This is a genomic window from Ornithinibacillus halophilus, assembly GCF_900129485.1.
GTDB lineage: Bacteria > Bacillota > Bacilli > Bacillales > Amphibacillaceae > Ornithinibacillus > Ornithinibacillus halophilus.
On the sequence record NZ_FQVW01000064.1, the window covers coordinates 1 to 13,322 of the forward strand.

Here is a 13,322-nt window from a genome sequence, read left to right on the forward strand (position 1 = left end):
GCCCGAGGAGGCTTACCAGCCGCCCGAGGAAAGCGAAGTGTATTTCTGAAGCGGCAGAGATTACACTACATTTCATAAAATATCTAAATCTTGAATAAAGTTCGGAATTTAGTTTAACTAAAACACTTTTGTCTCAGCCTCCGAACCCCTGCATACTACACTGCATATAGAATTGTCGGACTCATTTTTTTATTATCACTTAGTTTTTCAGTGTCCTCGCGTAGCACGGAAGAGGCTCACCACTCCCCCACGGAAAGCGAAGTGTATTCGGGCTGCGGGGCATTTGCAACAAACTATGCGAAAGATTTTTTTAGAAAAAACGACCATGAAACACACGGATTTTAGCTGATTATCTTATTAAATATAAAATTTTTTGAAAAAATCGTAAATAAGATTTCAAAAAATAGCAATAAGTCGGTATAATGGGAATAAGTACTTATAAAGGAGGGAATATATATGGAAAAGGTAAAACCATGGCAAGCGGCTTATCCAGAACAAATTCCGACAACCATCGACTATGACGAAAAGCCACTTCAAACTTTTTTAGAAGATGCTGCTAATCGTTACCAAGAAAAGAAAGCGCTTCATTTTATGGGGAAAGAGCTATCATTCAATGAAGTATTAACCGAGTCGAAGAAAATGGCGAATTATTTCCAGTCGCTTGGAGTTGTTAAGGGAGATCGTGTTGCAATTATGTTACCAAATACTCCACAATCCGTTATCGCGTATTATGGAGCATTAATGGCAGGGGCAATTGTTGTCCAAACAAATCCACTGTACACAGAGCGTGAATTGGCGTATCAATTGAACGACTCTGGGGCAAAGATTATTATTTGTTTGGATATTCTATTACCAAGAGTTTCTAATGTAAAAAGTGAAACGCCATTAGAGCATGTGATTGTGACGCGCATTAAAGATTACTTACCGTTTCCTAAAAACCTAATTTACCCATTTATTCAGAAGAAACAGTATAATTTAGTAGTAAAAGTGGAAGAAAATGCTGAAACACATGATTGGGTAAAGGTAATGGAAAGAGCACAACCAACTTATCAACCAGTTGAGGTAGACCCAAAAGAAGATTTAGCACTTTTACAATATACTGGAGGAACAACGGGTTTTCCTAAAGGAGTTATGCTGACGCATTATAACCTGGTTGCCAATGTACAGATGTGTGATGCCTGGTTGTATAAGACAAAACATGGTGAAGAGATTGTTTTAGGCGTATTGCCATTTTTCCATGTTTATGGAATGACGACTGTAATGAATATGTCCATTATGGTTGGTTCAAAAATGATCTTAATGCCTAAGTTTGATGCAGGTGATTTATTAAAAACAATCGATAAACAGAGGCCAACCCTATTTCCAGGTGCTCCAACAATATATGTTGGTTTGTTAAATCATCCAGATCTAAAGAAATATGATTTATCATCGATTGAAGCGTGTATTAGTGGTTCTGCACCACTACCTGTGGACGTTCAAGAAAAATTTGAAAAAGTAACTGGTGGTCGTCTTGTTGAGGGATATGGATTAACTGAATCGTCACCTGTTACCCATGCAAATTTTGTCTGGGAAGAGCGTGTAAATGGTAGTATTGGTATACCTTGGCCAGATACAGATAGTAAAATCTTTAATATGGAAACAATGGAAGAAGCAGAGATTGGCGAAGTAGGCGAAGTAGCAGTTAAAGGGCCACAAATCATGAAAGGTTACTGGAATCGACCTGAAGATACTGAAAACACATTAAAAGATGGTTGGTTATTAACAGGTGATTTAGGTTATATGGATGAAAGAGGATATTTCTACATTGTGGATCGTAAGAAAGATATGATTATTGCAGGTGGGTATAATATTTATCCTCGTGAAGTAGAAGAAGTTTTATATGAACATGAAGGAGTTTTAGAGGCTGTTGTTGCTGGTGTTCCAGATCCATATCGTGGAGAAACAGTGAAAGCCTATATCGTTCCAAAAGAAGGGTATACTTTAGATGAAGATGAGTTGAATACATTCTGTCGTAATAACCTTGCTGCATTTAAAGTTCCACGCTTATATGAATTCCGTGATGAATTACCAAAGACAGCAGTAGGTAAAATATTACGTAGACAGCTTGTTGATGAAGAGAAAAAGAAACAACAAGAGGAAGAAAAAGACACGACCACTGTGTAAGACCTTGTTTCTTTTTTTACCCTAAAATGTACGAGCTTCCTATTGACATATAAACTAAAGCAGAGTACAATAATTAATGAATGACCATTCATTCATTTTTAATACCCAACTTTTCTTTGGAAGGTATGTTTGAAGGAGACTGTTATGGACACTAAGAATAAGCCCAAATATAAACTCATAATTGATGCCGCTGTAAAAGTGATTGCGGAGAATGGCTATCATAATTCTCAGGTTTCAAAAATCGCTAAAGAAGCGGGCGTGGCTGATGGAACGATCTACTTGTACTTTAAAAACAAAGAAGACATTTTAGTTTCTGTTTTTGAAGAAAAGATGGGACAGTTTATTGAACAGATAGCTACGGCAATTAATGAGAAACAAACAGCTGATGAAAAATTATCCACATTGGTTCACATGCATTTTAGCCAATTAGCAAGTGATCATCATCTTGCCATTGTAACACAGTTGGAATTGCGGCAATCAAATATTGATTTACGACTAAAAATCAATAAAGTACTAAAACCTTATTTAATCGTAATCGATGAAATTATTAAAGAGGGGATAGAAGAGAAACTCTTCCGAGAGGACTTAAATATTCCTTTAGTAAGACAGATGGTATTCGGTACACTTGATGAAACAGTTACTAACTGGGTGATGAAAGATGAAAAATATGATCTAGTAAGTCAAGCTTCATCTGTGCACGCTTTGATTACAAATGGTGTTGCCATTATAGAGTAGGATTAGATGGTTACCTCAAAGGGAAATACAAACGTATGATTTCTTTTGAGGTAGCCTTTCCATAAAAGCGTAAGCAGTTACATATAATCTATTAATCTAGGGAGGGGACTGAAAAAATGGGAACGATTTCATTAGAGCAATCCAATCATGTTGTTGTTTTAACAATTCAAAGCCCACCAGCTAATGCGTTGTCCAGTACTATGTTAAGAGATTTATCGTTAAAGTTAGATGAAATAGAAAGAGAGGCAACAGCTAAGGCCATTGTCTTAAGAGGCGAAGGGAAATTCTTTTCAGCTGGTGCCGATATTAAAGAATTCACTTCTTTCCAAAATTCCTCAGATTATCAATCATTAGCTGAGGAAGGGCAGCGATTATTCGACCGAATTGAAGCCTTCTCAATTCCGGTTATTGCAGCAATCCATGGAGCAGCATTAGGTGGAGGATTAGAGTTAGCAATGGCTTGCCATATACGAATTGTGACAGAAGATGCAAAACTAGGGCTTCCGGAATTATCATTAGGGATCATTCCAGGTTTTGCTGGTACCCAGCGATTGCCACATCACGTTGGAACAGCTAAAGCATATGAAATGATTTTAACTGGAGAGCCGATTAGTGGGAAAGAAGCAGCATCCCTAGGCTTAGCGAACCAAGCTGTAACAACCGATGTATATGAAGAAGCTATTAAACTAGCAAATAAAATTGCTTCTAAGAGCAAACCAACCATTAATCAAGTAATGAGATTGGTTCCATTTGCGAAGACAGAGCAATTTGCCCAAGGTGTGAAAGAAGAAGCAAATGCCTTTGGTAACATCTTTGGTTCTGAGGATGCAAAAGAAGGAGTGCAGGCGTTTATAGAAAAACGCAAGCCAAACTTCCAAGATAAATAACGATCAATTCACATAAGGAGGAACTTACATGAACATTTATGTATTATTAAAAAAGACTTTTGACACAGAAGAGAAAATTGTTGTCTCTAACGGTCAGATTGAAGACGATGGAGCTGAATTCATCATCAATCCGTATGATGAGTATGCAGTGGAAGAAGCAATCAAACAACGTGATGCTCACGGTGGTGAAGTAACTGTTGTAACAGTTGGTGACGAAGATTCTGAAAAACAATTGCGTACTGCATTGGCAATGGGCGCAGATAAAGCTGTATTAATTAACACGGAGGATGACCTAGAAGAAGGCGACCAGTTCACTACAACGAAGATTTTAGAAGCGTTCTTTGAAGATAAAGAGGTTGACTTAATTCTAGCAGGTAATGTGGCAATTGATGAAGCAAGTGGTCAAGTTGGTCCTAGACTTGCAGAACGTTTAGGTATGCCATATGTAACAACTATCACCAGTTTAGAAATTGATGGAGATACCGTAAATGTTGAAAAAGACGTAGAAGGTGATGTGGAAAAAGTATTAACGTCACTACCACTACTTGTTACTTGTCAACAAGGGTTAAATGACCCTAGATACCCATCATTACCAGGTATTATGAAAGCAAAGAAAAAGCCATTAGAAGAGTTAGAAATTGATGATTTAGACTTAGATGAAGATGAACTAGAGCCAAAAACAAAAACAGTAGATATTTTCTTACCACCTGAAAAAGAGGCTGGTCGAGTGCTTGAAGGAGAAGTAGAAGATCAAGTGAAAGAACTTGTATCGCTACTAAAAAACGAGTCAAAAGTACTTTAAGATAGTCAAATTAAAGCCAAGTTTTCTAAACAGAAGGGAGAAGTTTACATGAGCGATAAAGTATTAGTTCTTGGGGAATTAAGAGATGGTGTTCTACGTAACGTTACGTTTGAAGCCATTGCAGCAGCTAAAAAGATTAAAGAAGATGGAGAAATTGTTGGGGTTATTTGTGGTGATGGTGATTTAGGTGAGCAAGCACAAGAAATGATTTATTTTGGTGCTGATCGTGTGGTTACTGTAAGTCACTCTGATTTAAAAATGTATACTTCAGACGGCTATGCACAAGCTGTTTTAAGTGTAATTGAAGATGAATCGCCTTATGGAGTAGTAATGGGACATACAGCAGTCGGAAAAGATCTTACTCCTAAAGTTGCAGCTCGACTAGAATCTGGTTTGATTTCAGATGCAACTAGTATTGAAGTGGAAGATGATGAAGTTGTTTTCACTCGCCCAATCTATTCAGGGAAAGCATTTGAAAAGAAAGCAATTGAAAGTGGATTAGTTTTTGCGACAATCCGTCCAAATAACATTCCTGCTTTAGAGCGTGATGAGTCTCGTACTGGTGAAGTACAATCTAAAGATGTCGACATTAAGGACTTACGTACGGTTATTAAAGATGTTATCCGTAAAGCATCTGAGGGTGTCGATTTATCAGAAGCTAACGTTGTTATTGCTGGTGGTCGTGGTGTTAAAAGTGCTGATGGATTCAAACCACTGTATGAGCTAGCAGAAGTTCTAGGTGGAGCAGTTGGCGCATCAAGAGGAGCTTGTGATGCAGATTACTGTGACTACTCCTTACAAATCGGGCAAACTGGTAAAGTGGTAACTCCTGATTTATATATTGCAGTTGGGATCTCTGGTGCGATTCAGCACTTAGCAGGTATGTCTAACTCCAAAGTAATTGTTGCTATAAATAAAGATCCAGAAGCTAACATATTCAACGTAGCAGATTATGGAATCGTTGGAGACTTATTTGAAGTACTTCCAGTATTAATAGAAGAAGTAAAACAATTAAAAGTAGCAAACTAATCGGTAGATAGAAGAAATCCGAACGGTCTTCAATGGATTTGAGCCGTTCGGGTTTTTCTTTGGGCTCGTAAAATAACCGCTTGGGGGATGAGGGAATCCTCATTCCGTTATTTCAGTGAAAAACATGGATTTCCGTACTTTCCTGGATTCTCTTTCCGTTATTTAACGATGTGAGCATTAAATAGTGGTATTTTTGGGTAATAGAGGAATGAGGAACCGCGACCCAAGCAAAACAGCCGTATTTTTGCTAAATAGCGGAACCAGAGCCCGCTTGGGAGACGTGGTGAATCCTCATTCCGCTATTTTTTAATGGTCACGTAGACGGTGCTTTACAGAAGGGCAATAGTCTTCGAAAAAAAGATAAATATACACATAAAAAGATAATCTTAGCTTGATACTATTTATGATATTAAGCAAACTATTAGGAACATCATATCAATGGATGATATACTCATTAAAGAATAGTGATAAGGAGGAAAATAGATATGGCTATAAAGAATGTCACTGATCAAAATTTCACAAGTGAAACATCAGAAGGCTTAGTGCTAGCTGATTTTTGGGCACCATGGTGTGGACCTTGTAAAATGATCGCTCCTGTTTTAGAGGAAATTGATGGAGAAATGTCTGAAAAAGTTCAAATCGTTAAACTAGATGTAGATGAGAACCAAGAAACTGCAGGTAAGTTTGGCGTAATGAGTATTCCTACTCTTTTACTTTTTAAAGACGGTAATGTAGTAGACCAAGTAATTGGCTTTCAACCGAAAGAAGCGCTTGTTGAATTAATTAATAAGCATGCTTAAGTTGAATTAAAATAGGAAAAACGATCCCTTGTTGCAAATTGTAGCAAGGGTTATTCTTTTTAATAATAAGGAAATAATTAATAGAATTAAGAGAAATTAATGGACGCTTTGCGCTTTTGTAGGGGGATGAAAATGGTGAATCAAAAAATTAAAGAAAAGCTGGCAGTTCTTCCTGCACAACCTGGCTGTTATTTGATGAAAGATAAACATAATACCATTATTTATGTTGGTAAATCAAAACTATTAAAAAATCGGGTTCGCTCCTATTTTACTGGTGCTCATGATAGAAAGACACAACGCCTTGTTCAAGAAATTGAAGATTTTGAATATATAATTACTTCATCGGAAATCGAAGCATTAATTCTTGAAATGAATTTAATAAAGAAGTATGACCCAAAATACAATGTCATGCTGAAAGATGATAAATCCTACCCTTATTTAAAAATCACATCAGAAAGACATCCCCGCTTATTAATTACTAGAAAAGTGAAAAAGGACAAAGGCAAATATTTTGGACCGTACCCCAATGTTATTGCAGCAAGAGAAACGAAAAAATTATTAGACCGTTTATACCCATTAAGAAAATGCTATAACCCACCTGGACGATATTGTCTGTATTATCATATGCATCAATGTTTAGCATGTAGTGAGAAGCCACCAAGTGAAGCCGAATATAGAAAAATAGTAAACGATGTTTCATCCTTTTTGCAGGGTGGTTATAAAGATATAAAAAAGCGACTAGTTAACAAAATGCATGAAGCCAGTGAAGTACTTAATTTCGAGCGCGCTAAAGAATTGCGAGATCAAATCCAGCATATTGAAGTTGTTATGGAACAACAAAAAATGACGTTAAATGACCGCGTGGATCGCGATATTTTTGGTTATAGCTATGATAAAGGTTGGATGTGTGTACAAGTATTTTTTGTCCGTCAAGGGAAATTAATTGAGAGAGATGTGGCTGTATTTCCATTTTTTGATGAAGCAGAGGATACGTTCTTAAGCTATATTGGCAGATTCTATATGCATCAACACCACCCGAAACCTAAGCAAATTTTTGTTCCAATTGGTACGGATACGGAAATCTTAAAAGAATTACTTGAGGTTGATGTTCATACACCGTACCGTGGAAGAAAAAAAGAACTGGTAAACCTAGCGATGGAAAATGCGAAAGCTTCCTTACATGAGAAATTCTCTATTATTGAACGTGATGAAGAGAGAACGATTGTTGCAGTAGAAAAACTTGGGGAAGCACTAAATATTGAGATGCCACATCGGATCGAAGCCTTCGATAACTCGAACATCCAGGGGACAGATCCGGTTTCAGCAATGGTTGTATTTATTGATGGAAAGCCAAATAAAAAAGAATATAGAAAGTATAAAATCAAAGATGTAGAAGGTCCAGACGATTATGATACGATGCGAGAAGTGGTTCGTAGACGATATACACGGGTCTTAAAGGACAACTTACCTCTACCAGATTTAATCGTTGTTGATGGTGGAAAAGGTCAAATGAGCGCTGCCTTGGAAGTGTTGGAGAATGAATTAGGCCTCGACATTCCACTATGTGGATTAGCAAAAGATGATAAGCACAAGACTAGTGAATTGTTATATGGTGACCCACCGGAAGTAATTCCATTATCGAGAAAATCTCAGGAGTTTTACCTTGTACAGCGAATTCAGGATGAGGTACACCGATTTGCAATTTCCTTCCATCGACAATTACGTGGTAAAAGTCTTTTCCAATCGGAATTAGATAAAATACCAGGTGTCGGGGAGAAGAGAAGAAAGCTACTGTTAACGCATTTTAAATCGGTTACTGAAATAAAACAAGCCGAGATTACTGACATAACCAAGCTAGGGATACCGAAAAATATCGCTGAGGAAATTTTAGAATTTCTGAATAGAGAAGAAGCTCAGGAAGATAACGAGGGGGCTGTGGAGGAATCGGTCGAGGAATCGGACATTTAATCCTTTAATTTCAATGTCTAGCCGGTTATAAGCTTTTATTGGACATCTGTTCCTTTATTTGCACAAAAAAGCTGGGATAAAGCGTAATAATAAGTGAATAACGTACCTGATGTCCGAATCAATAATAAAAACTCCTGTTTTGCAAGAATAGAGGATATTTTGTCCGCTAGTAATATAAAAATGGTATATGGGGTTCCATATACCATTTTGTTGTGTTATATCCAATCATCCTACTCACATACGAACTCCTGAATCGAATGCTTTTGCATCTAAACAAAAATCACTTTAAATTCCACTTGACGTAATTTACGGTTCACTTCTTCTATGCATTCACATTCCATTCCTTTTAACTTATGTATTGCTTCTGCTAAAAATCCGGCTTCCATTCGAAAGTCTGTCTCTAGTGGTGATTCGATTCGTTTGACAACAGAGTCAGATAGGAGATGGAAGATTAATTCTTTTCGTTTTTCTTTGAAGAGATCCAACTTTCCCCAGCCAACTTTATCAAAGAAATACATTAAATCTCCCATTGCTTCGATTTCAAATTTTCTTGCTAAATTTTTTCCCATAAAATATAGTAATGTCTCTTTCTCAGACCCTAGTAAATCTGGCAAGCTCACGTACCGTAAAATATCATAACCAGCACCAGCTGTATGGAGGTTTTCGAGTTCTTGGATGGATATGGTATCTTGTTTTTTCGACATGGACTGATTCCTTCCTCTTTTCTTTCACTGATTATAATTTCCAACATATTGTTCCTATAAATTCTACCTTAAACTGTCTTACTTAGGTATCTTTTGATTAAGTTGTATTTATTATAACATTAGAAACAAGAAACAAACCAATATCAAAAAAATGATAACGTTTTATTTTTGGTGTCTCCTTTTCTTGACGCTTAACAAAGTTAGAAGTACAATAAATATGTTACAAATTTGACTTATTTATAAGTAGTCGATATTTATCGAAAATTGCTTATAATTGTCAAACACTATTAAACTAACAGAAGAACTAAGGGGGGTAACACATGGCAGAACATCGTGAGTACTTTAACAGAAGATTACACTCACTATTAGGGGTAGTTCCAATAGGACTCTTTTTGCTTAATCACTTGGTGGTAAACCATTTTGCTGTGTATGGGGAAGAAAGTTTCAATAAAGCAGCTAGTTTTATGCATAATTTGCCTTTTGTAATTATGCTAGAGATTTTTGTTATTTACTTACCACTAATATTCCATGCTGTTTTAGGAGTTTATATCGCTTTTACAGCTAAGAACAATGTAAAAAGATATAGTTTATTCCGTAACTGGATGTTTTTCCTACAGCGTATAACTGGATTAATAACTTTAGTATTTATTGCTTGGCACGTATGGGAAACACGTGTGCAAGTTGGCTTAGGAAATGCAGACTTGGATTATAGCCTAATGGAAGGTATCTTAACTAATCCAGCAATGTTTTGGTTCTATATTATTGGTGTAATTTCTGCAGTATTCCATTTCTCAAATGGACTATGGGGCTTCCTTGTATCGTGGGGCATTGCACAAACACCTAGATCACAAAAAATCGTTACATATGCAACACTAGTTGTGTTCTTGGTAGTAAGCTACATCGGAGTTCGTACATTAATTACATTTGCTTATGGTATATAAAGTAAAAGGGAGTGAGTATTCATATGAGTAATCGTAAAGTCGCTGTAGTTGGCGGAGGTTTAGCTGGACTTATGGCAACAATAAAAGCTGCTGAAGCTGGTGTAAGCGTTGACTTATTTTCTGTCGTACCTGTTAAACGCTCTCACTCTGTATGTGCCCAAGGTGGTATTAACGGTGCAGTAAACACAAAAGGGGAAGGAGATTCTCCTGACATTCACTTTGATGATACAGTGTATGGTGGTGACTTCTTAGCCAACCAACCTCCTGTAAAAGCAATGTGTGATGCAGCACCGGGAATTATTAATATGTTAGACCGTATGGGAGTTATGTTTAACCGTACTCCTGAAGGTCTTTTAGATTTTAGAAGATTTGGTGGAACACAACACCACCGTACAGCATTTGCAGGTGCTACAACAGGACAACAGCTATTATATGCTTTAGATGAACAAGTACGTCGTTATGAAGTAGAAGGTTTAGTTAATAAATTTGAAGGTTGGGAATTCCTTGGTGCCGTATTAGATGACGAAGGTCGCGGTAGAGGGATTGTTGCACAAGATATTAAGACTCATGAAATTAAGTCTTTCCCATCGGATGCAACGATAATGGCAACTGGAGGACCTGGTATTATCTTCGGTAAGTCTACCAACTCTATGATCAATACTGGTTCTGCAGCAAGTATTCTATATCAACAAGGTGCGAAATATGCTAACGGAGAATTTATTCAAATTCACCCAACAGCAATTCCTGGTGATGACAAACTTCGCTTAATGAGTGAATCTGCTCGTGGTGAAGGTGGTCGTGTTTGGACATATAAAGATGGGGAACCATGGTACTTCCTAGAGGAGAAATACCCAGCATACGGTAACCTTGTTCCACGTGATATTGCAACACGTGAGATCTTTGATGTGTGTGTAAATCAGAAACTAGGTATTAACGGAGAGAATATGGTTTACCTTGATTTATCTCATAAAGATCCAAAAGAATTGGATGTTAAATTAGGTGGAATCATTGAGATTTACGAGAAATTCGTTGGAGAAGACCCTCGTAAAGTACCAATGAAAATTTTCCCTGCTGTTCACTATTCTATGGGTGGATTATGGGTTGATTACGACCAAATGACTAGCATTCCTGGTATTTTTGCTGCAGGTGAATGTGATTATTCACAGCACGGAGGAAACCGTTTAGGCGCTAACTCATTATTATCTGCTATTTATGGTGGAATGGTTGCTGGACCTAAAGCAATTGAATATGTTGACGGCTTAGAGAAACATGTAGATGACCTACCATCTAGCCTATTCGAAGAGCGTGTAAGAGAAGAAGAAGCGAAATTCGAAGAGCTACTTAAGATGGATGGTAAAGAAAATGCCTACCAGCTACACCAAGAACTTGGTGAATGGATGACAGATAATGTTACCGTAGTTCGTGAAAATGAAAAACTACTAAAAACAGATGAGAAAATTAAAGAATTGTTGGAACGTTGGGATAACATTAACGCTGATGATACATCTCGTTGGAGTAACCAAGGTGTTATGTTCACGCGTCAACTTAAAAATATGCTTCATTTAGCTCGAGTAATTACAATCGGTGCGTATAATCGTAATGAAAGCCGTGGTGCACATTACAAACCAGAATTCCCTGAACGTAATGATGAGGATTGGTTAAAAACAACAATTGCGGAGTTTGATAAAGAAACGAACTCACCAGTATTCAGTTATGAGGAAGTTGATGTTTCCTTAATTAAACCTCGTAAACGTGATTATACGACAAAACACTAAAAAGCGAAGGGAGTAAGAGTAATGGCTGAACAAAAAACGGTTACGTTTATTATAACAAGGCAAGATGGACCGGAATCATCTTCATACCAAGAAACATTCCATGTTCCATATCGTAAAAATATGAACGTTATTTCTGGATTAATGGAAATCCGAAAAAATCCAGTGAATGCCAATGGGGAAAAAACGACTCCTGTTCAATGGGATATGAACTGTTTGGAGGAGGTTTGTGGAGCTTGTTCTATGGTAATCAACGGTACTCCAAGACAATCTTGTGCTGCTCTTGTTGATGAATTAGAGCATCCAATTCGTTTAGAACCAATGTCAACCTTCCCAGTCGTTCGTGACCTACTAATCGATCGTGAACGCATGTTTGATGCATTGAAACAGGTTAAAGCATGGATTCCAATTGATGGAACACATGATTTAGGACCTGGACCACGTATGCCTGAGAAAAAACGTCAGTGGGCATATGAATTATCTAAATGTATGACTTGTGGTGTATGTTTAGAAGCTTGCCCTAACGTAAACGATAAATCTAACTTTATCGGACCTGCTGCTATCTCTCAAGCTCGTCTATTCAACTCACACCCAACAGGTGAAATGAATAAGAGTGAGAGATTAGAAGGTTTGATGGAAGAAGGCGGCTTACAAGGATGCGGAAACGCACAAAACTGTGTTCAAGTTTGTCCTAAAGGAATTCCATTGACTACATCAATTGCTGCAATGAACCGTGCTGCAACTGTACAATCTTTCAAGAATTTCTTTGGTAGTGACAACGCGCATTAATAATTTAAAAATGACCCTTACCTTAAGTGGTAGGGGTTATTTTATAAAATAAGTAGTTTGAAAAAAACGAATACTTAAAATGTGTAAGGAGTATATAACTATGAAAATGACATCATACATAGAAAATGTGGAAGAATGGCAATCTGAATTTAAATTTAGTATCCCGATAAAAATACGTTTTTCCGAAACGGATATGTTTGGACATATGAATAACGTTTCACCGTTTATCTATTTTGAAGAAGCTAGAATTGAGTTTTTAAAATCAGTAGGTTTATTTAGTATGGGAAATGGGGATGAAGGAATTCCTGTAGTAGCAGATCTTCAATGTGACTATCACAAGCAAGTATTCTTCAATGAGGATCTAAACCTATATGTGAAGGCGAATAAAGTGGGTAATACATCAATTGATATTCATTACTTAGCGTTAAATGAAAAAGGGGAATGGTGTTTCACTGGTAGAGGGAGATTAGTATACATCCACCCAACAACAGGAAAACCTGCCCCATTAAGTGAAGAAATGAGAACAAAATTGGTTAATGGGTAAAGAGTGGCCGACTTTCAAATGGAAAGTCGGTTTACTTTAAAGATAAGAATGTATAAAATTTCAGAGATGTCTAGCTCCGAGTGCCTGCGACTAGCGAGACTTCCTTCGCCTCCGTACGATAAGTCAACATCGACTCCGATAAAAAGGAAGGTCGACTAAAACCGGACTTTGCGTCCAACGTCGACATA

At 37.2% G+C, this 13,322-nt stretch carries 12 protein-coding genes; 11 read left to right on the forward strand and 1 reads right to left on the reverse strand.

What is annotated here, in order from left to right; all coding sequences use genetic code 11:
• Nucleotides 1–456: 456 nt before the first annotated feature.
• The 7 genes from BUB12_RS15960 to uvrC all read left to right on the forward strand — a co-directional run bounded on the left by BUB12_RS15960 (nt 457) and on the right by uvrC (nt 8,384).
• Nucleotides 457–2,163 (forward strand): long-chain-fatty-acid--CoA ligase, encoded by a 1,707-nt coding sequence (locus BUB12_RS15960; protein ID WP_072891906.1) that lies wholly within the window; start codon nt 457–459, stop codon nt 2,161–2,163.
• A gap of 144 nt (nt 2,164–2,307) precedes the next feature.
• Entirely contained in the window at nt 2,308–2,898 is a 591-nt protein-coding gene (locus BUB12_RS15965) for a TetR/AcrR family transcriptional regulator (RefSeq protein WP_072891907.1), read from the forward strand.
• Nucleotides 2,899–3,014: 116 nt separating this feature from the next.
• The gene (locus BUB12_RS15970) at nt 3,015–3,785 is read left to right on the forward strand and encodes an enoyl-CoA hydratase (protein WP_072891908.1); all 771 of its coding nucleotides are present in this window, start codon (nt 3,015–3,017) and stop codon (nt 3,783–3,785) included.
• A 28-nt stretch (nt 3,786–3,813) separates the two neighbouring features.
• Nucleotides 3,814–4,587 carry an electron transfer flavoprotein subunit beta/FixA family protein gene (locus tag BUB12_RS15975; RefSeq protein ID WP_072891909.1) on the forward strand — a complete coding sequence of 258 codons (774 nt, stop codon included), beginning with the start codon at nt 3,814–3,816 and terminating at the stop codon, nt 4,585–4,587.
• 48 nt (nt 4,588–4,635) lie between these two features.
• Nucleotides 4,636–5,616 carry an electron transfer flavoprotein subunit alpha/FixB family protein gene (locus BUB12_RS15980; protein ID WP_072891910.1) on the forward strand — a complete coding sequence of 327 codons (981 nt, stop codon included), beginning with the start codon at nt 4,636–4,638 and terminating at the stop codon, nt 5,614–5,616.
• A gap of 485 nt (nt 5,617–6,101) precedes the next feature.
• Nucleotides 6,102–6,416: a thioredoxin gene (gene trxA / locus BUB12_RS15985; RefSeq protein WP_072891911.1), complete on the forward strand. Its 315-nt coding sequence runs from the start codon at nt 6,102–6,104 to the stop codon at nt 6,414–6,416.
• A 132-nt stretch (nt 6,417–6,548) separates the two neighbouring features.
• Nucleotides 6,549–8,384 (forward strand): excinuclease ABC subunit UvrC, encoded by a 1,836-nt coding sequence (gene uvrC, locus BUB12_RS15990; protein ID WP_407668458.1) that lies wholly within the window; start codon nt 6,549–6,551, stop codon nt 8,382–8,384.
• A 269-nt stretch (nt 8,385–8,653) separates the two neighbouring features.
• Here the strand turns inward: uvrC and BUB12_RS15995 are convergent, their stop codons facing one another.
• Nucleotides 8,654–9,088, reverse strand: coding sequence for a YslB family protein (locus BUB12_RS15995; RefSeq protein WP_072891912.1), 435 nt, complete (start codon nt 9,086–9,088; stop codon nt 8,654–8,656).
• Between the two features lie 320 nt (nt 9,089–9,408).
• On the opposite strand from BUB12_RS15995, the gene BUB12_RS16000 reads away from it, so the two are divergent.
• From BUB12_RS16000 to BUB12_RS16015, 4 genes are all read left to right on the forward strand, one after another.
• Nucleotides 9,409–10,029, forward strand: a complete 621-nt coding sequence (locus BUB12_RS16000) for a succinate dehydrogenase cytochrome b558 subunit (protein ID WP_072891913.1) — start codon at nt 9,409–9,411, stop codon at nt 10,027–10,029.
• A 23-nt stretch (nt 10,030–10,052) separates the two neighbouring features.
• Complete coding sequence (gene sdhA, locus BUB12_RS16005) at nt 10,053–11,804, forward strand: succinate dehydrogenase flavoprotein subunit (RefSeq protein WP_072891914.1); 1,752 nt, start codon at nt 10,053–10,055, stop codon at nt 11,802–11,804.
• A gap of 21 nt (nt 11,805–11,825) precedes the next feature.
• On the forward strand, nt 11,826–12,590 hold the full coding sequence (gene sdhB / locus BUB12_RS16010; protein WP_072891915.1) for a succinate dehydrogenase iron-sulfur subunit: 765 nt from the start codon (nt 11,826–11,828) through the stop codon (nt 12,588–12,590).
• Between the two features lie 100 nt (nt 12,591–12,690).
• On the forward strand, nt 12,691–13,134 hold the full coding sequence (locus BUB12_RS16015) for an acyl-CoA thioesterase (RefSeq protein ID WP_072891916.1): 444 nt from the start codon (nt 12,691–12,693) through the stop codon (nt 13,132–13,134).
• The last annotated feature ends 188 nt before the right edge of the window (nt 13,135–13,322 follow it).